This window comes from Pseudarthrobacter sp. LT1 (assembly GCF_035621795.1).
Taxonomy (GTDB): domain Bacteria; phylum Actinomycetota; class Actinomycetes; order Actinomycetales; family Micrococcaceae; genus Arthrobacter.
In genome coordinates, this window is record NZ_CP141830.1 from 2,795,054 (window position 1) to 2,817,623 (window position 22,570).

At 66.7% G+C, this 22,570-nt stretch carries 17 protein-coding genes and 2 tRNA genes; 2 read left to right on the top strand and 17 right to left on the bottom strand.

All coding sequences use genetic code 11. The features are described from left to right. Positions 1-6: 6 nt before the first annotated feature. From VIK36_RS13165 to VIK36_RS13185, 5 genes are all read right to left on the bottom strand, one after another. Complete coding sequence (locus VIK36_RS13165; RefSeq protein ID WP_324642232.1) at positions 7-1,623, bottom strand: GTPase; 1,617 nt, start codon at positions 1,621-1,623, stop codon at positions 7-9. Then, complete coding sequence (locus VIK36_RS13170) at positions 1,620-3,389, bottom strand: dynamin family protein (protein ID WP_324642233.1); 1,770 nt, start codon at positions 3,387-3,389, stop codon at positions 1,620-1,622. The genes VIK36_RS13165 and VIK36_RS13170 overlap by 4 nt, the downstream gene beginning before the upstream one ends. A 7-nt stretch (positions 3,390-3,396) precedes the next feature. Next, complete coding sequence (locus VIK36_RS13175) at positions 3,397-4,449, bottom strand: acyltransferase (protein WP_324642235.1); 1,053 nt, start codon at positions 4,447-4,449, stop codon at positions 3,397-3,399. Between the two features lie 119 nt (positions 4,450-4,568). Then, positions 4,569-4,644, bottom strand: a tRNA-Glu gene (locus tag VIK36_RS13180). 128 nt (positions 4,645-4,772) lie between these two features. Then, a tRNA-Gln gene (locus VIK36_RS13185) sits at positions 4,773-4,844 on the bottom strand. A gap of 313 nt (positions 4,845-5,157) precedes the next feature. Between VIK36_RS13185 and VIK36_RS13190 the strand changes: the two genes are divergently transcribed. Then, the gene (locus VIK36_RS13190) at positions 5,158-6,714 is read left to right on the top strand and encodes a hypothetical protein (protein ID WP_324642237.1); all 1,557 of its coding nucleotides are present in this window, start codon (positions 5,158-5,160) and stop codon (positions 6,712-6,714) included. 72 nt (positions 6,715-6,786) lie between these two features. Here the strand turns inward: VIK36_RS13190 and VIK36_RS13195 are convergent, their stop codons facing one another. The 4 genes from VIK36_RS13195 to VIK36_RS13210 are packed head-to-tail and all read right to left on the bottom strand — an operon-like array spanning position 6,787 to position 10,702. Then, a complete protein-coding gene (locus VIK36_RS13195) occupies positions 6,787-7,524 on the bottom strand; it encodes an HAD family hydrolase (protein WP_324642239.1) in 738 nt (245 codons plus the stop codon). Beyond that, a complete protein-coding gene (gltX, locus tag VIK36_RS13200) occupies positions 7,524-9,038 on the bottom strand; it encodes a glutamate--tRNA ligase (RefSeq protein ID WP_324642240.1) in 1,515 nt (504 codons plus the stop codon). The genes VIK36_RS13195 and gltX overlap by 1 nt, the downstream gene beginning before the upstream one ends. A gap of 57 nt (positions 9,039-9,095) precedes the next feature. Further along, entirely contained in the window at positions 9,096-9,872 is a 777-nt protein-coding gene (locus VIK36_RS13205) for a fumarylacetoacetate hydrolase family protein (RefSeq protein WP_224026426.1), read from the bottom strand. A gap of 5 nt (positions 9,873-9,877) precedes the next feature. After that, complete coding sequence (locus VIK36_RS13210; RefSeq protein ID WP_324642241.1) at positions 9,878-10,702, bottom strand: MBL fold metallo-hydrolase; 825 nt, start codon at positions 10,700-10,702, stop codon at positions 9,878-9,880. Positions 10,703-10,834: 132 nt separating this feature from the next. Between VIK36_RS13210 and VIK36_RS13215 the strand changes: the two genes are divergently transcribed. Further along, on the top strand, positions 10,835-11,428 hold the full coding sequence (locus VIK36_RS13215) for a hypothetical protein (protein WP_324642242.1): 594 nt from the start codon (positions 10,835-10,837) through the stop codon (positions 11,426-11,428). Positions 11,429-11,510: 82 nt separating this feature from the next. Here VIK36_RS13215 and VIK36_RS13220 read toward each other — a convergent pair whose 3' ends face one another. The 8 genes from VIK36_RS13220 to ilvN all read right to left on the bottom strand — a co-directional run bounded on the left by VIK36_RS13220 (position 11,511) and on the right by ilvN (position 22,570). Next, complete coding sequence (locus VIK36_RS13220) at positions 11,511-12,623, bottom strand: branched-chain amino acid aminotransferase (protein ID WP_324642243.1); 1,113 nt, start codon at positions 12,621-12,623, stop codon at positions 11,511-11,513. Between the two features lie 103 nt (positions 12,624-12,726). Beyond that, complete coding sequence (locus VIK36_RS13225) at positions 12,727-13,779, bottom strand: 3-isopropylmalate dehydrogenase (RefSeq protein ID WP_324642244.1); 1,053 nt, start codon at positions 13,777-13,779, stop codon at positions 12,727-12,729. A gap of 91 nt (positions 13,780-13,870) precedes the next feature. Next, complete coding sequence (metG, locus tag VIK36_RS13230; protein WP_324642245.1) at positions 13,871-15,427, bottom strand: methionine--tRNA ligase; 1,557 nt, start codon at positions 15,425-15,427, stop codon at positions 13,871-13,873. Between the two features lie 36 nt (positions 15,428-15,463). Beyond that, on the bottom strand, positions 15,464-16,219 hold the full coding sequence (locus tag VIK36_RS13235; protein ID WP_324642246.1) for an ABC transporter ATP-binding protein: 756 nt from the start codon (positions 16,217-16,219) through the stop codon (positions 15,464-15,466). After that, complete coding sequence (locus VIK36_RS13240; RefSeq protein ID WP_324642247.1) at positions 16,216-19,014, bottom strand: ABC transporter permease; 2,799 nt, start codon at positions 19,012-19,014, stop codon at positions 16,216-16,218. Before VIK36_RS13240 ends, VIK36_RS13235 begins: the two co-directional genes overlap by 4 nt. A gap of 217 nt (positions 19,015-19,231) precedes the next feature. After that, positions 19,232-20,821: a phosphoglycerate dehydrogenase gene (serA, locus tag VIK36_RS13245; protein WP_018768338.1), complete on the bottom strand. Its 1,590-nt coding sequence runs from the start codon at positions 20,819-20,821 to the stop codon at positions 19,232-19,234. A gap of 125 nt (positions 20,822-20,946) precedes the next feature. Beyond that, positions 20,947-21,972, bottom strand: coding sequence for a ketol-acid reductoisomerase (gene ilvC, locus VIK36_RS13250; protein ID WP_324642249.1), 1,026 nt, complete (start codon positions 21,970-21,972; stop codon positions 20,947-20,949). Positions 21,973-22,057: 85 nt separating this feature from the next. Beyond that, on the bottom strand, positions 22,058-22,570 hold the full coding sequence (gene ilvN, locus VIK36_RS13255; RefSeq protein WP_043453275.1) for an acetolactate synthase small subunit: 513 nt from the start codon (positions 22,568-22,570) through the stop codon (positions 22,058-22,060).

Sequence of the window (22,570 nt, forward strand, 5' to 3'; positions counted from 1 at the left end):
CAGGCCCTAGGCCTGCCCGGCCTTCTTCAGTGCCTTGTTGAACGCCGCAAGCCTTCCGATTTCCGCTTCCACCGGTTCCACCACCAGCTCCTGCGCCGCCGCTGCAACGGCGCTGTTGAGCCGTCGTCGTGCCCTGGCAGCCCTGGCCCGGGCAGCCGCGGCTGCAATGAAACGTCCGGTGATCGCCAGGAAAATCCCCAAAACCAGTCCGAAGGCGATCATCAGGGTGGGCACCGGCCATCCCTCCACGCGCGGCACCTCCGGCACCGGCAGCTGAAGGTAGCCGAGCCCGGCCAGGACGCCCAGCCAGCCCAGACCGCCCACCAGGATTAACAGCGCCAGCCACTGCACCGCGTTGAAAGCACCCCACCACCACGCTTTCCGGTCGGCAGCCAGGTCGGTTCCGGCGATGGCCTGGTCCAGCGCATCGGGCAGGCGCTCCCGGCCGGCCCTTGCAGCCCCCCGGATCGCGGCCCGCCATGGGCCGGGCGCGCCGGCACTGGCCGCGTCCGCGAACTCCCTGACAGCTGCATCGGTGCGTGCCCGGTCCGGCGCACCGGCCGGCGGCAGCGAAGTCCGGTTCAGGCTGGCAGGAGAACTGCTGCGGAGGTTGAGCCGGCGCAGCGGGTCAACCCGGAACCGGGAGAGCCAGCGGGTTACCGGCCAGCCGGTGCGGCGCACGGACTCGAGGCGGTAAGACTGTCCCACGGCCCGCACCACGGCAGGCACATTCGCCGCAACGGCCAGTTCCTCCGCAAGCTGCGTCCTGGCGGCAGAACGGATCCCTGCGGCATCGCCGTCACCGGAGGCATGCAGCAGATCCTCCGCGGCCTTGCTGATGTCCGCTTCCAACCGCCGGGACTGGGCCTGCCGCTGCACAGCCACCTTCCGGATCGCGGCCCGCACCTCCGCAATCCCTGCCCCTGTCAGCGCGGATGACGCGAGTACGCGCACCTGTCCCAGCCCCTCGCCGGCAAGGATCGCGTGCAGCGAGTCAAGTACCGGCTGCACATCGTGCGCAGGCAGTCGGTCCACCTGGTTGAGGACCACCAGCGTGACGGCCCCGTGGGACGCCAGCGGCGCCAGGAAGCCGTTATGGAGGGCCGCATCCGCATACTTCTGCGGATCGAGCACCCAGACCAGGACGTCCACCATGCCCACCATGCGCTGCACGATCTCGCGGTTGGCGGCGCGGGTGGAGTCGAAGTCGGGGAGATCCAGCAGGATCAGCCCGGTCCGCTCGTCCGCAAAGCCCTCCACGGGCTGGGCGTGGTGCCGGTTCCCCACCTCCAGCCAGTCGAGGAGCGCTTCACTGCCCGCTGCTCCCCAGACCCCTGCCAACGGTTCCGATGTGGTGGGCCGGCGCGCGGCCGCCGTCGCGATTTCCGCGCCGCTGACGGCGTTGAAAAGGGACGACTTGCCGCTTCCTGTTGCCCCAAAGAAGCCGACCACTGTGTGGTCACCGGACAAGGAACGGCGGGAACTTGCGCGTTCCAGGACAGCGAATGCCTCCTGCAGCGCCTGGTCCGGCAGGACACCCTCCCCCAGTTCGCGGGCGTCCTGGAGGGCCTGGAGCCGGGTGTCCAGCCGTGAGGACTCCCGCGCTCCGCTGTGCCGGCTCACGCGCTCCCCGCCAGCCGCGCCAGTTTTCCGGCCTGCACTGCAAGTGCCTGTGCCAGGTCCGGGTTGTCCGCCGGCAGCCGCTGCAGGAACTTCTGCTGCTCGTCCATCAGCAGCTGCCGGCAGCGCACTGCCAGGTCCTCGCGCGCCTTGTCCGCCATCCGGCGCACGGCATCCTCGCCAAACACCGCCTCCAGCAGGCGCTGGCCCACGACGGCGGTGCCTCCGGCCACGCCGATCTCCAGTCCCGTGAGCCCCGCCGTCATCGAAAACACCACGATCATCAGCGCGGCACCGAGGCCGTTGATGCCGAACGACAACCAGCGCGCCTGGGTGCGTCTGCCTTGGCCTTCGGTGCGGATCAGCTCCATCAATGCTTCCTGCCAGGCCCGGATCTCTGCAGCCGCCTGGTCAGCGAACCCGGGCGCCGTCCCGGACAGGTCGTCCGCGGCCAGCAGTTGCCGGCCGGCCGGGTCCGAACGCCACCGCTGGTCAGTGTCTTCGGCAGCATTGGCTGCCTCGTCGACAATGACTGCCTGCAGGCCGGTCTCGATGGCCGCCTCCACCCGCACGGCCGGCGCGGGTTCACCACGGAAGAATGCCCCCAGCCGGTCCCTGAACCGGCCCACGTTCTGCTCGAGGGTGCGGAAAAATTCGCCGGTGCCCACGAAGTCCTGCCAGCGGGCCAGCACCTCGCCCCGCAGCAGGGCTCCGTCGCGGGTGGCGTCCAGGATCCGGGTGGCCGCATTTTCATAAGCCGCCACGGCATCGGATTCGAGCCGGGCAGCTGCCTGTTCCTGTTCACGCACAGATTCGGCGAGGTCTGCAACCCGCTGGGTCAACGCACGGACTGTCCCGTTCAGCGTTCGGCGTGCCACATCGGCCCGCCCCGCCGCATCGGATGCCAGCGACGCCAGCCACACCCCCAACTCATCCACGGCCCCGGCGGGCAGCATGCCGCGAGCATCCAGGACTGTTTCGGCGATGATGAACAGGCGGCTTCCGGCCAGGCCTTCGCGGTCCAGCAGGCCCCGGAGGTCCTGGCTCACCTCCGCTTCGGCGCCCTGCGGCACCCGGTCCAGCACCACGGCCACCGTGATGTCCCGGGAAGCGGCGTCCAGGAGGAGCTTCCAGGGGACGGCGTCGGCATACCGGTTTGCGGTGGTGACAAACACCCAGAGGTCGGCGGCAGCCAGCAACTGTCCGGCAAGGAGGCGGTTCTGGTCCGAAATCGAGTCGACGTCGGGCGCATCAAGGAGGGCGATCCCGGCAGGTACTGCCGCATCAGCCAGCAGGACCAGGGAATCGGTGGCAGCGGCCGGCTCCCCCGCGTGGCCCGTGGGCACTGGACTGGCAGCCAGGGTTCCCCGGATCCGGCTTAGCCCCGGCAGGACGCGCTGGCCTTCAAACCAGGCAGCTTCGGCGGGGTTGTGCAGCAGGATTGGCTGGCGGGTGGTGGGCCGGATGGCTCCGGCGCGGGTTACCGGGTGCCCCACGAGTCCGTTCACGAGGGTGGACTTGCCCGCGCCCGTGGAACCGCCGACGACGGCAAGCAGGGGGGCGTCCAGGCTGCGGTACCGAGGAAGGATGTAGTCGTCCAGCTGGGCCCTTGCGGCTGAGGCGTCGCGGCGCGCCTGGTCTGCACCCGGCAGGGCCAGCGGCAGGGTGACATCGTCCAGCCCGCTGCGGATTTCCTCCAGCAGCGTCACCGCCGCCAAGGATTGCGGGGGCTGCTGGGCTGGGCGGCCGTGCTCGTCGTGGGAGGTCACAGCAACATCATGCCAGTTGAGTGGCTGGCCCCCGGTCTTTTGTAAGTGGGAACCAGCTCCGCGCCGGCATTTCCACGTAACGGCACGATAGCCAGGCTGCAGGCGCTAGCGCCAGCAGCGATGCCGCGGCGAATAGCAGCGGTGGAACCCCAGTATGCAGCCCCATGGACGCCAGGACCTGCTGGACCGGCCAGCCGTAGATGTACACGCCATAAGAGATATCGAAGCGCGAACCGATACGTGACAACGGCAGATGCAGAGAGCTGGCCAGAAGGAGAATACACAGCGGTATGTGCACGAGCGACTGCGCGTAACCCAGCGAAGCAACCAACACGACGAAGCCAGCGGACAACAATGCGGCTCCGCGTCCCGCCGGGATCCAGTCCTGGAACATGTACACCAGCGAGCCAGCGAGAAAGGTGATCACCGGCACAAGAGGCCAATCGTAAGGGGTTGGCGGGAAGGTCCAGCCGGCATCAACGGCAAATGCGGCAACGGTGCCCGCAAGGAAGAGACAAAGCACCGCCGCCCGCGCCAACTCCGCCTTAAGCGCGGAAAACAAAACGCCGATCAACATGTAGCAGGCGATTTCCCAGAACAAAGTCCATAGGGGCCCGTTCCACAGTCGGGGATCAGGAACGCCGTCCAACGATCCCGGAATGCCCCCAATGGCAACTCCGGGGAATCCCGCGGACAGGTTGCTTGCAAAGTAGAGCACGGCGTCGGGAAACCAATAGCTCCGCCCTGTCGTCACGGCCGTCAGTGGGGCGATGACAAACGCTACTGCCGCTACGCAGGCGACAAGTCCGGGAAATATTCTCAGGAAGCGCGCACGCCAATAGGTACTGCCCGTCACCCGCATCCTGCTCCGGGTGATCAGGTACCCGGAGATACCGAAAAATCCAAGAACTGCCCAGCTCCCCAGCTTGACTCCCCCCGGTGCCGGTTCGGGCCCATAGGCGCCAAGCCACCATGAGTGCGAAACAACCACAAGGGCTGCGAGCACCAGCCGGATGGCATTCAACGAATTCTTGCCATCAGCAAAAAGTTTCCCCAGCACATCTTCCCCCGACGCTCGCCCCTGGAGTTCAGAGTAGGCGGGGCCCCGCAACGTTTGCGCGAGGTCAGCGCAGTTTTAACCAAAAATGGCCCCGGGCTGTTGCCCGGGACCATTTCCGATGGTGACCCCAGCGGGATTCGAACCCGCGTTACCGCCGTGAGAGGGCGGCGTACTAGGCCGCTATACGATGGGGCCGTGTACTGCCGGCAGCGTTTCCGCTGCTCAAGCTCAGTGAGTATTTCACACACTTTGCCGTGGTTTCAAATCGGCGAACCGAGTGGAAACCTCCTGTTTTGCGGCTGAAATCAGCACTCAAACCAGAGCTGGGATACCAGGACTCGAACCTAGAATGACGGTACCAGAAACCGTAGTGTTGCCAATTACACCATATCCCAATGGCACTTTCGGGCCGGATTTCAGGGCGTTTTCCCTGCTCCGTGCGCCTCAGCACGAGAAATTACTTTACCCGAGACTTTCGGCTCGCACAAATCGAGAGCCGGACAGGCGCGGGAGCCACGGCAGAACGGTTGCACCAAACCCCTTGCCCACCTTCCGCCCGTATGGTTACCCTCGAGTAAGTTACCCATCAGTAACAATCTCCCTTTCCCCTCTCATGGGGCGCCCACGAGGAAAACGGGAACGCCTTACCAGCCACGGTTTTTCGCCCCCCGGGCAGCGTCGTCCGGCGGAAGTTAGGAAGTGTCAGCGTTGACAACCCGCACAGCAACCATTGCCGCAGCCAGGCCCAGACCCCGGTCACAGTCCATCGCAATCATCGCCTTGTCCCTCTTGCTCACCCTGTTCCTTGCGTTCTACACCTACCTCACCGGCCAGATTTCCAACGGTGCCGCCCAGCTCATGGACGGTGCCGGGCAGGCGGCCGCGGGGGCGTCGCAGCTCAGGGACGGCTCCGGGCAGCTGGCCACAGGAGCCGGCGCAGCGAACAAAGGCGCGGGCCAGGTCAAGGACGGCTCGGTCAAGGTCAAGGAGGGAAGTGCCGAGCTTAATACCGGGGCTGCGGCCCTGCAGGCGGGTGCCGGGAAGATCTTCTCCGGAGTCCGTGACCAGCTGGCGCCCGGGGTGGACAAGCTGCATGCCGGCACCACCAAGCTTCAGAATGATGTCCTGAACAAACTCGTCCCCGGCGTCTACCAGGTGGATGACGGCGCCCACAAGCTTCAGGCCGGCGCCATCGCACTGTCCGCGGCGCTGACTCCCACTGCTGCCGGAAACGCGCCGAACAACCTTGCCGACGGTGCGGGACAGCTGGCGGCGGGTACCGGCCGGCTCGCGGCAGGCGCCGGTCAGCTCGACGCCGGCGCCACCAGCCTGAGCGCAGGGACAGCGGCGCTGAAGAACGGAACAGCGCAGCTGAAGGGCTACCCCGGCGCGGGGAATGATCCGGCCAAGGGAGACGGGCTCGCCGCGCTCAGCCAGGGGCTGGACCAGCTTGAAGCGGCGGCGAACGGGCCCCAGGGCCTGGTTCCCCTGGCCGTCATCAAGGACCAGATCGCCAAGTTGGCCGACGGCGGCCGGCGCGCCTACGCGGGAGCGGGGCAGCTCGATGCGGGAGCAGCGAAGCTGAACGACGGCGCCGGGCAGCTTAAGGCCGGAACCGGCAGTTTGACCACGGGAGCCGCCCAGCTGGATGACGGGGCGGCCCGGCTGAAGGCGGGCTTTGCCACGTTGGCCGGGAAGCTCAATGCGACGGACCCGCAAAATCCGGGTGTGGTGTTGGGCACGTCCATGCTGGCCGAGGGCACGGCCAAGATCAGGGTAGGAATGGACGGCGTCCCCGGCAACCCGGACAGCCCCGGACTGATCTACGCCGCAAACAACCTCCAGGACGGCACCACCAAACTCAGCGCCGGAATCAACGGCGGCGAAGACCCCGCCAACCCTGGCCTGCTGGCCGGAACCGAGGCGTTGTCCGACGGCACAGTGGCCCTGAGCCGCGGCACAGGCCAGCTGCAGGCCGGATCCGCCCAGCTGGCCGACGGAACGGGGCAGCTCGCGGACGGCAACGGCAAGCTGGACGACGGCTCAGTCAAACTCGCCGACGGTGCGGGCAAGCTGGCGGACGGCAATGCGAAAATCGCGGCCGGCACGCAGGAGCTGCACTCGAAGGTGGCCGCTGTATCGCCGTCGTCGTGGCTGGACAACCCTGCAGTCGCACTTGTGGTGGTGGCGCTGCTGGTGGCTGCCGCCGTCGGGGCCTACCTGGTCCTCCGCAGGCGTTCCCTGCGGCCGGAAGCTGCGGCCTGACACCCGGGGCACTTTTGTCGACACAGCGGCCGCCGTCCCGCAAGAAGGGCAGCGGCCGCTGTGGGCGGAAGCTTATCCCAGCAGCTGGTCCAGGGATGCGACCATGCCGCCCTCGAAGTCGTCCACGACCTCCCCCACGCGGTTGAGCCACACACCCACCAGGCCCGCCGCCGTCGAGCCTTCTGCATCCAGCAGCCGGTTGTCGCCGACATACAGCGTTTCGGCAGGACCAGTGCCCAGGAGCCTGACGCCTTCGAGATACATCGCCGGATGCGGCTTGGCGACGCCCAGGGTGTCGGTGCCCACCAGGTGGGTGATCCGCTCCAGCCCGGCGCCGTCCAGCTTGGCCCGCTGGTAATCGTGGACGTTGTTGCTCACGGCGCCATACGGGACGCCCGCCTGGTCCAGGGCATCGAGCAGGGGCAGCACATCGGGAAACGGCTTCACATAAGCGGGCTGCTTCTCCATGTAGGCGCTCAACCACTGGTGTGATTCCTCGCCGTCGGCCAGCTCCACGCCGAAGTGCCCCAGCGCCGCCCTTCCCCGGAGCAGGCGCTGTTCGTTGAACGTCAGCTCACCTGCAAGGTAGCGGTCGTAGTAATGCGTGGTTTCGTGCGTGAAGATGCGCCCGAACCGCTCCCATCCGGCCTGGTCCAGGCCGGGCAGGAGGTGTTCACTGACCTCGCGCAGGGCGGTGGTCATTGAATATTCGAGGTCCACCAGGGTGTCGTCAATGTCGAACAGGACACCCCGGACAGCGCCGAAAGGTGTCTGCAACACGCCGGCGGGTGCCTGGCTGGGGGCGGTCATCAGCCGCGGAAGGCTTGGAGCCGGCGCAGGGACGACTCCTTGCCCAGGATCACCATGGACTCGAACAGGGGCGGCGAGACGCGGCGGCCGGAAACCGCCGTGCGGACCGGACCGAAGGCGAGCCGCGGCTTGATGCCCATGTCTTCCACCAGGGCCTGCTTGAGTGCAGCCTGGATGTTCTCCGCCGTCCAGTCCGCCACCGGCTCCAGGGCGGCGATGGCGGCGTCCAGGACCTCGGGAAGGTTGGCGGGGAGGCCCTTGCGGGCGTCATCGGCAACGTCGACGGCGTCGTCTGCCTTGAACAGGAATGCCAGCATCTCGGGCGCTTCACCCAGCAGCGTGATGCGCTCCTGGATCAGGGGTGCCGCTTCGGTGAGGATCTCCTCCTCACGGTCGGTCAGGATCTCCCCCACCAGGCCGGCCTCGCGCAGGTAGTGCGCCACCCGGTCGCGGAAGACCTTCGGTTCGAGCATCCGGACGTGGGTGCCGTTGATGGCCTCGGCCTTCTTCAGGTCGAAGCGCGCGGGGTTGCCCAGGACGTCATGGATGTCGAAGTGCTCCACGAGCTGCTCTACCGTGAAGATGTCCTCGTCCGCGCTGAGGGACCAGCCCAGCAGTGACAGGTAATTGAGCAGCCCTTCCGGGATGAAGCCCCGCTCGCGGTGCAGGAAGAGGCTGGACTCGGGGTCCCGCTTGGACAGCTTCTTGTTTCCCTGGCCCATGACGTAGGGCAGGTGTCCGAACTCCGGCATGTACTCGGCAACACCGATGGCATACAGGGCCCGGTACAGGGCGACCTGCCGGGGCGTTGAGCTGAGCAGGTCCTCCCCGCGCAGCACGTGCGTGATGCCCATCAGTGCGTCATCCACGGGGTTGACCAGGGTGTACAGCGGCGCACCGTTGGCCCGCACCACGGCGAAGTCGGGAACCGACCCGGCCTTGAAGGTGATGTCGCCCCGGACGAGGTCGGTGAACGTGATGTCCTCGTCCGGCATCCGCAGGCGGAGCACAGCCTGCCGGCCTTCGGCCCGGTACTGTGCCAGCTGCTCGTCGGTCAGGTGCCGGTCAAAGCCGTCGTAACCGAGCTTCGGGTCGCGGCCTGCGGCGCGGTGGCGTGCCTCGATCTCTTCCGGGGTGGAGAAGGACTCATAGATGAATCCGCCCTCCTGCAGCCGCTTGATAACGTCCTGGTAGATGTCGCCGCGCTGGGACTGCCGGTACGGCTCGTGCGGGCCGCCCACTTCCACGCCCTCGTCCCAGTCGATGCCGAGCCACTTCAGCGCATCCAGCAGCTGGTGGTAGCTTTCCTCGCTGTCGCGAGCCGCATCCGTGTCCTCGATCCGGAAGACCAGCGTGCCCTTGGTGTGGCGCGCGTAGGCCCAGTTGAACAGGGCCGTCCGGATCAGTCCCACGTGCGGGGTGCCCGTGGGCGAGGGGCAGAAACGGACCCGCACGGGCGTTTCCGCGGTGACGGGGGGAATGGAGGCGGCAGGTGACGAAGAAGCGATACTCATAGTGGCTTCAACTTTACCCGCCCGGCCGGATCCCGCCTCCCGCCCTGCGGGCCAGTGCTAACGGCGGACGATGGGGTTGGACAGCCGGCCGATGCCCTCGATTTCCACCTCGAAGCGGTCGCCCTCCTTGACCAGCCCCACTCCGGCAGGGGTACCGGTCATGATCACGTCGCCGGGCAGCAGGGTAAACGCCTGGGACACCACGGACACCAGTTCGCGCACGCCACGGATCATCTGGCTGGTGCTGCCGTCCTGGCGCACCTCACCGTTCAGGCGGCCCTGGATCTGCAGGTCCTCCGTGTCCAGGTCGGTTTCGATCCAGGGACCCAGCGGCGCCGAGGTGTCGAAGCCCTTGGCACGGGTCCACTGCAGGTCGGTTTTCTGGACGTCACGGGCCGTGAGGTCGTTGCCGCAGGTGTACCCGAAAATGACATCGTCCACGCGGTCTTCCGGCACGTCCTTGCAAATGCGGCCAATGACCACGCAGAGTTCGGCCTCGAAGGAGACCTCCTCGGAAAACTCCGGCAGCACCACGGGGTCGTTGGGGCCAACGACGGCGGTGTTGGGCTTCAGGAAGAGCAGCGGCTGGGCGGGTACCTCGTTGCCGAGCTCATGGGCGTGCTCCACGAAGTTCCGGCCCACACCGATCACCTTGCTTCGGGGAATGATGGGCGCCAGCAGCCGGACGTCCTCCAGCTTGTGGCGCACGGAGGTACGCTCCACGCCGTTGAAGAAGGGGTCGCCGTGGATGACAGTGATTTCCTCACTGCCGGGAGCACCTTCCACAACGCCGTACAGGGGATCGGAATCGACGACAAACCTGGCAATACGCATGGCTCCTACCCTACCGTCCCGGCGGCGGCCGCCTGCCCTTCATCCCCGCCGCGCAGGTACGAGAGCTGGGCGGCCACGGACAGTTCAGCGGCGCGCCGGACGGAAGGTCCGACGCCGGCATAGACGGCGTCAGCCACCTCACCCACGGTTGCGTCCCGGCCCAGCCGGGCCAGTGCAGCGCGTATTTGCACCAGCCGTTCCTCCCGGTGCGTCCGGTAGTCGCGGGCTGCAGACTCCAGGGACGGCAGCACCGGGCCGTGCGCGGGCAGGACTGTTGCAGGGCCCATGGCCTCCAGCAGGTCCAGGGATGCAAGGTAATCGCCCAGCGTCCCGTCCGGGTAGTCCAGCACGGTGGTCCCCCGGCCAAGGATGGTGTCCCCCGTCAGCACCGATCCGTTCTGCCCGTCCGCCGGCAGGTGGAAGCAGGCGGAGTCGGAGGTGTGGCCAGGGGTGGCAAGCACTGCGATCTCCAGCCCTGCCACCCGGATAACTTCCCCGGACGCCAGGGGTTCTCCCCCGCCATGGCAGTGGTTGGCATCCATGGCGCGGACTGGTGCGCCCGTGAGCTCGTGCAGGCGCGCGGAGCCGGCAGTGTGGTCCGCGTGCCGGTGGGTCACCAGGATCAGCTCCACGGTGCCAACGCCGGCCAGTGCGGCCAGGTGCGTTTCATCCTCCGGTCCGGGATCCACCACCACCACGGCAGAATGCGCGGGCGCGCGCAGGACGTAGGAGTTGGTGCCGTCCAGGCTCATGGGACCCGGGTTGGGGGCAAGGAAGAATTGCGTGAGTGCGCTGCTCCGCTGCAGGACCGGGCCGGGATTGAAAGTCACGGACCCATCCTTGCATCCATGGCCACCCCTCCCCCAGCCTGGCCGCTGCGGGCCGCCGGAATAGAAGGGCGCCGGCTGCGGGTTGGCACAGTGACAGCACCACGATCTCCATCAGGAAGCCGGATACCGCCCATGAGCACAGCATCACTCGCAGACCTTCTCGCCCAGGCGGACGCCGACGGCCACGACCACTCGGCCACCGAAAAGGCCACTGGCCTGCTGCACGTCCACAACCACGCCACGGGCAGCATCGTCTGGTTCCCGACGTGGCGGAAGTTCCGTGAAACCCCGGACTGGACGGAGGCCGTCGCCGGCATCTCCGCGGAACTCGATGCCGCCTCCGCGCCGGCAGACCAGGCCGGCGCCGCAATCGTTGCCACGGACCTGGAATCCCTGCTGGACCAGGCCGCCCGGTCCGGCGATGCCAACGTCTTCGTGCAGGAGAACCTCACGCGGCACCTGACCAGGACCTGGGCTGTGGGCGATGCCGTGGCGAAGGCCACCAACAAGGACCTGTTCACCAGCGGCCCCACCCCTGCCGTTTTCGCCGGCTACCCGTACGACGTCTATGCCCAGGACGGTGGCGTGTTCGCCACGGCCCTTTGGAACGACCTCATCGACGCACGGCGCAACCGGGCTTTGGCGGAGGAAGCGGCCCGCAAGGCGCTCAAGCCGGTCTCCCGAAAAGCCATGAAGAACGCGGCCCGGAAGGCAGCACGCCGCTGACCAACCCGCCGTCGGCTGAAACGCAGAACGGCGCCTGCCGGACCAAAGTCCGGCAGGCGCCGTCGTGCGTTGAAGCCTGAAACTATGCCAGGCGGGTGAGCCAGCCGTGGGTGTCCGGCTCGGCGCCGGTCTGGATGCCCAGGAGCTTTTCACGGATGGCCATGGTGACCTCGCCGGCCTTGGCGTCCTCGGAGCCGATGAACTCGGTGTCATCCTTCAGGACCCCGATGGGAGTGATCACAGCTGCGGTACCGCAGGCGAACACCTCGGTGATCTCGCCGGACGCCACGCCGTCGCGCCACTCGTCCAGGGTGATCTTGCGTTCGGCCACCTCGCGGCCCATGTCCTTGGCCACCTGGATGACGGACATGCGGGTGACGCCTTCCAGGATGGTGCCGGTCAGGGCGGGAGTGGCCAAAGACCCGTCCTTCATGACGAAGAACACGTTCATGCCGCCCAACTCTTCCACGGCGTTGTCGTTGGCCTGGTCCAGGAACAGCACCTGCTTGCAGCCGTTGGCTTCGGCTTCCTGCTGCGCGATCAGGGAGGCAGCGTAGTTGCCGCCGCACTTGGCGTCGCCGGTGCCGCCGCGGCCTGCACGGGCGTAGTGACGCGAGATCCAGATGGACACCGGCTTGAGTTCGCCGCCGAAGTAGTTGCCGGCCGGCGATGCGATCACGCGGAAGGACACTTCACGGGCTGCCCTGACACCCAGAAAGGCCTCGGTGGCGATCATGAAGGGCCGCAGGTAGAGCGCTTCGCCGTCGCCGGAGGGAACCCATTCCTTGTCCACGGCCACCAGTTCACGGATTGCGCCAAGAAAGTATTCGGCCGGCAGCTCGGGCAGGGCAAGCCGGCGCGCGGACTTGTTCAGGCGTGCCGCGTTGGCTTCGGGACGGAAGGTCCAGACGGAGCCGTCCGCGTGGCGGTAGGCCTTGAGCCCTTCGAAAATCTCCTGGCCGTAATGGAAGACAGCGGCGGAGGGGTCGAGCACGATCGGACCGTAGGGTTCGATTCGGGCGTCGTGCCAGCCGCCGTTGCCGTCCGCGTCCACGCTGTAGTCGACGATGGCGGTGTGGTCGGTGAAGTAGTTGCCGAATCCCGGGTTTGCCAGGATGGCTGCACGCTCTTCGGCGGACTTCGGGTTCTCCGAGGGCTGCCGGGTGAATTCGACGCCATGGGCGGTCTGAGTCATGGTTCCTCCACGATCGGCCGCCCGGGGTTCAGCGCTGAACGGGAAGGCGGCATTTGGTGATTCGAGTAAAGCTTACGCCCGATGCCGGCGGCCCCGGCGCGGGCTACAGGCCGGCAGTGATGGCGTCGCCCACGGCGCTGGTGCTGCGTGCGGTACCGTCGCGCTTTTCGACGTCGGCGACGACGGCCGCTTCGATCCTGCGGGCAGCGTCGGTGTAGCCGAGGTGGTCCAGCAGGAGCGCGGCGGAGAGGATGGCCGCGGTGGGGTCAGCCTTGCCCTGGCCGGCGATGTCCGGCGCGGACCCATGGACCGGTTCGAACATGGACGGCGCGGTGCGGTCCATGTTGATGTTGCCGGAGGCTGCCAGGCCGATGCCGCCGGTGACGGCCGCGGCGAGGTCGGTGAGGATGTCGCCGAACAGGTTGTCGGTGACGATGACGTCGAAGCGGGACGGGTCGGTGACCATGAAGATGGTGGCCGCGTCCACGTGCAGGTAGTCATGGGTGACCCCGGGGAATTCCTTGGCCACGGCTTCGACGGTGCGCTTCCACAGGTGCCCGGCGAAGACCAGGACGTTGTGCTTGTGCACCAGGGTGACGTGCTTGCGCTCCCGCAGGCTGGCGCGGCGGAATGCGTCGCGGACTACGCGCTCCACTCCGTGGGCGGTGTTCAGGGACACTTCGGTGGCTACCTCGTGCGGAGTTCCCGCCCGCAGCGTGCCGCCGTTGCCCACGTACGGACCCTCGGTTCCTTCGCGCACCACGATGAAGTCGATGGTGCCGGGGTTGGCCAAGGGGCTGCCGACGGTTCCGTAGAGCCGTGACGGCCGCAGGTTGACGTAATGGTCCAGGCTGAAGCGCAGCTTGAGCAGCAGCTCACGCTCGATGATGCCGGACGGGATGCGGGTATCGCCGGGGGCGGCACCCACAGCGCCGAAGAGGATGGCATCGCGGGTCTTCAGGTCGGCGAGGACTGCATCCGGCAAGGTCTCCCCCGTGGCCAGCCAGTGCTCGGCGCCGAGCTCATAGTGGGTCGGCTTGAGCTCCACGCCCTCCGCCGCCACAGCCTTTTCCAGGACTTTGAGGGCCTCGGCAATGACCTCGGGGCCGATGCCGTCGCCGGGAATAACTGCAAGATCGATGGAGGATGCGCTCATGGTTTCAGGGTAGCCAAGACATCCATATGCTGGTCAAAACGTCTCAGCTTTTGGACATGAGCGCGTCCGCCGGGCTCGCGGAGGAAGGAACCTACTCCGCTGGTTCCTCGAACTTGGGGAACACCGGGGTGGGAGCGGGCAGCGGCGTACCGGGCACGATCGGGGTTGCGATTGCCGCGAACTGCCGGGCGTCGCCTTCCGGCTGGCCGAGGGCGTCCAGGAGCTTGGCCGTGGCGTCGGGCATGACCGGCTGGGCCAGGACCGCCACGATCCGCAGGACCTCCAGCGTCACGTACAGCACGGTGTTCATGCGTTCGACGTCGGTCTTCCGCAGGACCCAGGGTGCCTGCTCGGCGAAGTAGGCGTTGGTGTGGTGCAGCACGCTCCAGATGGATTCCAGGGCGCGGCTGAACTCCTGCTTGTCGAAGGCGGCGCGTGCGGCCTCGAGGAGCCCGTTCGCCTGGGCGAGGATCGCGTCGTCCTCTGCCGTAAAGGCTCCGGGCGTGGGAACGGCGGCATCGCAGTTCTTTGCCACCATGGACAGGGAGCGCTGGGCAAGGTTGCCGAAGTTGTTGGCCAGGTCCGAGTTCATGCGGCCCACGATGGCCTCGTGGTTGTAGCTGCCGTCCGCGCCGAAGGGAACCTCGCGCAGGAAGAAGAACCGCACCTGGTCCAGGCCGTAGCGGGCAACGAAGTCCGCCGGTGCCACCACATTGCCCAGGGACTTGGACATCTTGACCCCGTTGTTGTGCAGGAAGCCGTGGATCATGACGCGCTTGGGCAGTTCCAGCCCTGCGCTCATGAGGAAGGCGGGCCAGTAGATGGCGTGGAACCGGGAAATGTCCTTGCCGATGATGTGGAGATCGGCCGGCCAGTACTTCGTGAACTTCTCCGAGTCCACGTCCGGGTACCCCACCCCGGTCAGGTAGTTGGTCAGCGCGTCCACCCAGACGTACATGACGTGCTTGTCGTTGCCCGGGACCGGAACGCCCCAGTCGAAGGTGGTCCGGCTGATGGACAGGTCCTCCAGGCCGCGCTTGACGAAGCTGATGACCTCGTTGAACCGGTACTGGGGTGCGCCGAACTCCGGGTGGGATTCGTAGAGGGCCAGCAGCTTGTCCTGGTAGGCGGAGAGCCGGAAGAAGTAGCTCTCCTCCGCCGTCCACGTCACCTCGGTGTCCGTCTCTTTCGAGTAGCGCACGCCGTCGTCCTTCACCACGGTCTCATCCTCGGCGTAGAAGGCCTCGTCCCGGACGGAGTACCAGCCTTCGTACTTGTCGAGGTAAATGTCGCCGTTGGCTTCCATCTTCTTCCAGATGGCCTGCGAGGCAGCGTAGTGGTCCGGGTCGGTGGTGCGGATGAACCGGTCGTAACTAATGCCCAGGGCGGAGTGCGCCCCCTTGTAGACCGCAACGTTCCGGTCCACCAGTTCCTTGGGGGTGATGCCTTCCTTCTCCGCCGTCTGGGCTATTTTCATGCCGTGCTCGTCGGTGCCGGTCAGGAACATCACGTCAAAGCCGTCCAGCCGCTTGAAGCGGGCCATGGCGTCGGTGGCAATGTACTCGTAGGCATGCCCGATGTGCGGCACGCCGTTGGGGTAGGTGATGGCCGTGGTGATGTAGAACGGCGTTTTCTCTGGAGCAGTCACGTTCGGACGGTTACCTTCGGTGCGTAAGGGGGCGGACTAGATCAGTTCTGTCAGGGTATCGCTCAGACGCACCAGTTCGTGGTCGTGCGAGGCCACCAGGACGGCGATGCCATCGGAGGTGGTGTCCTTCAGGATGCTGATGATGCGGTTGGCGGAGGCACGGTCCAGGGAGGCGGTGGGCTCATCCACCACCAGCACCCTGGTGCCGAGGATCAGTGCCCGGGCGATGGCCACGCGCTGGCGTTCACCGCCGGACAGCTGGGCGGGGCGGTGCCGCATGCGGCGGCCCAGGCCCACCAGGTCCAGCAGGTCCTTGGCCATGTCCCGCCGTTGCTCCACTTCGCCGTCCGGAACGGCGGGCAGGAGGACGTTTTCCAGGGCGCTCATCCCGTCGATCAGGGCGCCGCCCTGGTCCACGTAACCGATCAGGGCGCGACGGCGGTCGGCGATTTCGTCGTCGCCCAGGCTTTCGAGCGAATCACCTTCCCAGAACACGCGGCCCGACGTCGGCAGGGTAAGTCCCGCGCCGACGGTCAGGATGCTGGTCTTGCCGGAGCCGCTTCGGCCGGCGACGCAGTGCATCTCGCCCGCGTGCAGGGTCAGGTCGAAGCCTTCCACCACGCTCACGGCCTCGGCGCCGCCCTTTCCGCCGCCATAGCGGATGGTGATGTCGCGCATCTCCAGCGGGGTGGCGTGGTCGGCCGACTTGACGATGGTGTTGGCCCGGGTCTGCAGGGGGACCTCGTTGGAGCCGCTCCTGCGGCTGCGCTGGACGTTCGTCGGGTTTGTCATTGGACCACTTTCGTTGCAATCGGTATCCAGCAAAGCACAGCCACCAGCCCGGCCACGGCAGCCCAGATGGCTGCATAGGGGGCCAGCAGCAGGCCGATGCCCAGGGCGCCCAGCACGCCCAGCGGCAGGGCCACGGTTCCCACCAGTGCGTTTTCGAACAACCGGACCTGGCGGAGCATGTCCGGGTTCCAGCCCATGGCCTGGAGGATGCCAAGGTACTGCCGTTTGGCATTGAGCTCGAAGCGTCCCGTCACCAGGGTCAGCACCAGCCCCACGGCCACGCCGGCAAGCGCCAGCAGGATGCTGGGCAGCGTTACGCTCGCTGCGGCCAGCCCGCTCAGGGCGCTTGCTCCGGCGGCGCGCGGAATGTCGATCAGCAGGGCGATCAGGCCGCCGACCGCAGCACCGAAGACACCAACCGCGACTGCCAGGGACAAGGTGTTGAACTTGTTGGTGCTCAGCTGCCGGTTGGCGAAGGTCAGTGGCGAGTCGACCGGGATGAGGCGTTCGTCGTGCTGCGGTTCCTGGTCAATGACGTCGCGGTGCCGGAGCTGCCGGGCGGCAAACAGGGCCGCAGCGCAGTAGAGCACCAGGACAGCGGCGCACACCAGGGCGGTGGCCAAGCTCCAGCTCAGCAGGCTCAGGACGATGCCCGCAGCGGCGAGCAGCACGGCGCCGACGCCGAATTCCTCCAGCACCCAGCTGCGGATCCGCCGCTGGGTCCAGCCCATGGCCCGCAGTGTTCCGGCCTCGCTGCGGCGTTTGCGGATGTAGCTCACGGTCGATGCGCCCGTCAGGAGGGCGGCCCCGCACAGCGTCAGGAAGAGCAGGGTGATGTTGGTCCCGGAAAGAGCTCCGGCCACCGCTTCGGCGGCATTTTGCCGTACCCAGGACTGCTGCACCGTGCCCAGTGCCGATTCCTTGCCGGCTCCGTCCTTGGAGTAGCCCGGAACGAAGATGCTGGTGTCCTCACGGGCCGAACCGGCCACCACAGTGGCGTCCAGGCCCATGTCCCGGATCTCGGCGGCAAGCTTCTCCACCTCGGGCTGGGCGTCCTTCCAGCTGCCCGGCGCCTTGGCGCGGACGCGGACGGCGTCGATGACGGCGGCGTTCTGCTTGTAGCCACGAGCGGCGGCGAGTCCGTAGTAGTCGGTGATGGCACCGGCGGACTGGCTGGCCAGGCCGGTGGCACTGAGCGACGGCTTCAGTTCCGCTGCCGGCACGTCCTTGCCGGCCGCGTCCTTCTCCAGGGTGAACGGCGTGGGGTCGTACCCTCCGAGCGGAAGCTTGTTCACGTCACCGGAGGCTGCCTCAACTGCGGCGGGGTCGAACGTGCCGTAGACCATGGGCAGCGGCGAGGCGGCCTGCTGCTGGCCGGTGGGCAGGTTGTCCCGGTACGACCGCTCGTCCACGGGGTCGCGCTGGGTCTGGTCAACGGGGGCGCCGTTGGCGGCCTTGTCCGGCAGCCGGTTGACGGTGACCCACTCACCGGGAACGGCGGTCTTGTCCACGGCGCCGTTGGCGGCTGTGTCACCGTCCGTGTACTTGGGGGCTCCGGCAAAGTTGGTGCTCCACTTGGCGGGTGTGTACAGGCCGGGGTTGAAGTTTCCGTTGCTGCCCAGGAGGGACGAGTGGTCCGTGGAGCCGGGCCAGGACAACACGAAGGGGTCCTTGGAAACGAAGGGCAGGTAGTCCTCGCCCAGGGACTTCGACACGGTGCCGACGTCCTTGACTACCTTGCCGGCGCCGTCAATTTCCTCGATCTTGACGTTGTACTTAAGGTCCAGCGTCGTACCGGAGCGGACAATCAGTGGAACTGCCTGCGAGGCGCTGGTCAGCTGGCCGGTGCGCTTGGCCTGCTGGTACTGGGTCATCAAGGGGGCCCAGTACTTGAGCTTGACGCCCAGGAAGTCCGGCCCTTCCTTCAGCTGGTCCATGCTGATGCCCTTGGTGAAGAGCCCTTCCAGGTAGCGGCCCACGGCGCCTGCGTCACGCGCATCAGCGGGGGGCGCCTTCTCCAGCGGAGCAAGGAAGTCGCCGGCGGAGCCGAGCAATGCCCGTTCGGCGGCAGGGTCGACGGCCACGACGGACTCGGTGACCTCAGGGGCGAGCGGCAAGGCCACGGAGAGGTTGAAGAGGTTGTGCTCCGAGCCGCCGGCGGGGGCGGGGAACTTGATGCCGGTCTCCCCTTCTGCCGGGGCGATGCGGATGCTGCTGCCGCCAGGTGCCTTTTCCTCCACGAGGCGCGCCTTGCCCAGGCTGCCCTCGGCCGTGGTCTTGAAGAGCGTCTGCTCGGAGTGTCCATCGGAGCTCACGGCGCTGGCGGTCAGGCGGTACTTCTTGGCAGCATCGGTCAGCACCGATTCAGCGGCGGGCCACTTGTCCGGCGCGGTGGCGCCGGCAGCCTGGTCCGCCGTGGCGGTGCCTGCCAGTCCTGCGTTGTAGCCGAGGTAGTCCATGGCGTCGAGGCGGGGCGTCTCGAGGTTCTGTGTGACGCGGGAGACCAGGCTGATGGGGGCGGCTACGGAGGTGCCGGACAGCTTCCTGATGGAGTCCAGCTGGTCAAAGCCGATGCCGCCAGCGCCGTTGGCGATCTCGGGCTGCAGCAGCGCCCCGGACGGCGCCTTCGCCTGGACCAGGATGTCGTAGAGCCCCCTCGAATTTTCATTGACCGTCCGGTTGAGCGCAGCCTGTGACTGGCTCTGGACGACGACCGACAAGCACATGGCTGCGATCAAGATGGCCGCGGTCAACAGCAGCACCCTGCTTCTGATGAACCTCTGGACGGCGTTCATGGAACTCCCTGAAACCTGGATTGCGTGCGCGCACATCCATCCCCCGGGCAGACGTGGGCAATGACGGACGGATGTGCAAAAGGTATTGGCCGGTCTGCCGGCTATGGTCCCGAATCAGGACGTAGCCATTGTAAGCAGACCGGCCAATCATACGTGGCTCCGCACGGACGTACCCTTGCGGAGGAGCGGCTTTCGGCGTTTCGGCCGGTGTGTCGCGTTAGTCTTCCAGGTCCACTTCCCGGACCATCTCAGCGCCGATGCCGGCCTTGATCGCGTCCAGCACCTGCTGGGGAACGGAGCTGTCGATGGTCAGCAGGGCCAGGACCTGGCCGCCCTCGTTGGAGCGGGCCACCTGCATGCCGGCGATGTTGATGTTGTTCATGCCCAGGATGTGGCCGATGGTTCCGATGACGCCGGGGCGGTCGGTGTAGGCAACCACCACAAGGTGCTCGCTGATGGGGATTTCCACCTCGAAGCCGTTGATGCCCACGAGCTTCTCGATCTGCTTGGGGCCGGTCAGGGTGCCGGCCACGGAGATCTGGCTGCCGTCGCTGAGGGCGCCGCGCAGGGTCAGGACGTTGCGGTAGGACTCGGTCTCCGGCGTGGTGATCAGGCGGACGTTGATGCCGCGCTGCTCGGCGATGACGGGCGCGTTGACGTAGGAAACCTGCTCGGTCACGACGTCGGCGAAGATGCCCTTCAGTGCCGCAAGTTCCAGCACCTTGACATCGAGGGAGGAAATTTCGCCGGCCACTTCGACGTCGAACTGCGTCAGGGACGCGTGGGTCAGCGCGGTGAAGATCCGGCCGAGCTTCTCGATCAGCGGGATGCCAGGACGGACGTCGGGGGCAATGACGCCGCCGGCGACGTTGACGGCGTCCGGGACCAGCTCGCCCGCGAGGGCAAGGCGGACGGACTTGGCCACGGAGACGCCGGCCTTTTCCTGGGCTTCGTCGGTGGAGGCGCCCAGGTGCGGGGTGACCACTACATTGTCGAGCTTGAAGAACGGCAGGTCGGTGCTGGGTTCCTTGGCGAAGACGTCCACACCGGCGCCGGCGATTTCGCCGTCCTGCAGGGCCGTGAAGAGCGCTTCTTCGTCGACGAGGCCGCCGCGGGCCACGTTGACCACGTAGGCGGTGGACTTCATCTTCTTGAATGCGTCCGCACCAAGCATGCCCACGGTCTCGGGGGTCTTGGGCATATGGATGGTGATGAAGTCGGACTGGGCCAGGAGCTCGTCCAGGGTAACCAGCTGCACGCCGAGCTGCGCGGCGCGGGCCGAGGTGATGTAGGGATCGTAGGCCAGGATCTTGGTGTCGAAGCCCTTGAGGCGTGCCGCCACCAGGGCGCCGATGCGGCCCAGGCCGATGATGCCGATCTTCTTTTCGAACAGTTCGATGCCGGTGTACTTGGAGCGCTTCCATTCGCCGTCCTTGAGGGCGGCGCTGGCCTGCGGGATGTGGCGGGCCAAGCTAAGGATGTGGCCCACGGTGAGTTCCGCGGCGGACACGATGTTGGACGTGGGGGCGTTGACCACCATCACGCCGGCCTGGGTGGCGGCCTTGATGTCCACGTTGTCCAGGCCCACGCCGGCGCGGGCGATGACCTTCAGGTTCTTGGCCGCGGCGATCGCTTCGGCGTCCACCTGGGTGGCGGAGCGGACCAGGATGGCATCCACGTCGCTGATCGCCGAGAGCAGCTGGGAACGGTCGGCACCGTCGGTCTGTCGGATTTCAAAGTCCGGGCCAAGGGCCTCGACGGTGGCGGGGGAAAGTTCTTCGGCGAGCAGTACTACGGGTTTTGACACGGCTGATCCTCTGCGTTGCAGTCCTGGGGATGGAAACAAGTCTAGGCCGACAGAAAGGCCGGGCTCACATTGTTAAGTGTGAACCCGGCCTCACCATTGGGGTCTATGCGGTTGCGCTGGCAGCCTTAGCGGGCTGCGGAGCCTTCCACGTAGTCCACGTCCTGCTGCTGCCAGGAGAACAGGGAGCGCAGTTCGCGGCCAACGGCCTCGATGGGGTGCTGCTCAGCCTTGGCGCGCAGTTCCTTGAACTCGACGGCGCCGTTGTCCTGGTCTTCGATGAAGCGCTTGGCGAATGCACCGGACTGGATGTCGGCCAGGACGGCCTTCATGTTTTCCTTCACCTCGGGGGTGATGACGCGCGGGCCGGAGACGTAGTCGCCGTACTCTGCAGTGTCGGAGACGCTCCAGCGCTGCTTGGCGATGCCGCCCTCCCACATGAGGTCAACGATCAGCTTGAGCTCGTGCAGCACCTCGAAGTAGGCGATCTGCGGCTGGTAGCCGGCCTCGGTCAGGGTCTCGAAACCGTACTGGACCAGCTGGGAAACGCCGCCGCACAGCACGGCCTGCTCGCCGAAGAGGTCAGTTTCGGTCTCTTCGGTGAAGGTGGTCTTGATGACGCCGGCGCGGGTGCCGCCGATGGCCTTGGCGTAGGACTTGGCCAGCTCCCAGGCGTTGCCCGATGCGTCCTGTTCGACGGCGATGATGTCAGGGATGCCGCGGCCGGCTTCGAACTCGCGGCGCACGGTGTGGCCCGGAGCCTTCGGGGCAACCAGGATGACGTCAACGCCTTCCGGCGCCTTGATGTAGCCGAAGCGGATGTTGAAGCCGTGGGCGAAGGCCAGGGCCTTGCCGGCGGTCAGCTTGTCCTTGATGGAGTCGTTGTAGATGGCGCGCTGGTGCTGGTCCGGCGCGAGGATCATGATGACGTCGGCCCATTCGGCGGCGTCGGCAACGTTCTTGATCGTGAAGCCGGCGTCCTCGGCCTTGGCGGTGGACTTGGAGCCGTCCTTCAGTGCGATGACGACCTCGACGCCGGAATCGCGCAGGTTCAGCGCGTGGGCGTGGCCCTGGGAACCGTAGCCAACGATGGCAACCTTGCGGCCCTGGATAATCGACAGGTCGGCGTCGTCGTCGTAGAACATTTCAGTCACTTGCGTAACTCCTCTTGAGTGGTTGTAGATAGTGGTCTTGCGGTGCTGCGGTTACGGGCGCGTGGTCCCGCCTGGACGCAAATGCCTAGGCGGAGCGGAGCGCCCGGTCACTCATGGAGCGGGATCCCCGTCCAACGGCCAGGGTGCCGGACTGCACAATTTCGCGGATGCCGAAGGGCTCCAGCACTGAGAGCAGGGCTGTGAGCTTTTCGGGGTGGCCGGTGGCTTCAATGACGACGGAGTCGGTGGAGACGTCGACCACTGAGGCGCGGAACAGGTCTGCGGCCTGGGTTACCTGCAGACGTGTTGCGGCATCCGCACGTACCTTGACCAGGATGTGGTCGCGCTGTACGGAAGATTCTGGGGTCAGCTCAACGATCTTGATGACGTTGACCAATTTGTTGAGCTGCTTGGTGACCTGCTCGATGAGGTCGCCGTCGGCGTCGACCACCACCGTCATGCGGGACACGCCCGGCACTTCGGTGGGGCCCACGGCCAGAGAGTTGATGTTGAAGGCGCGACGGGCGAAGAGGCTGGCCACGCGGGTCAGGACGCCGGGCTTGTCCTCAACCAGGACGGAAAGTGTGTGGCGGCTCAT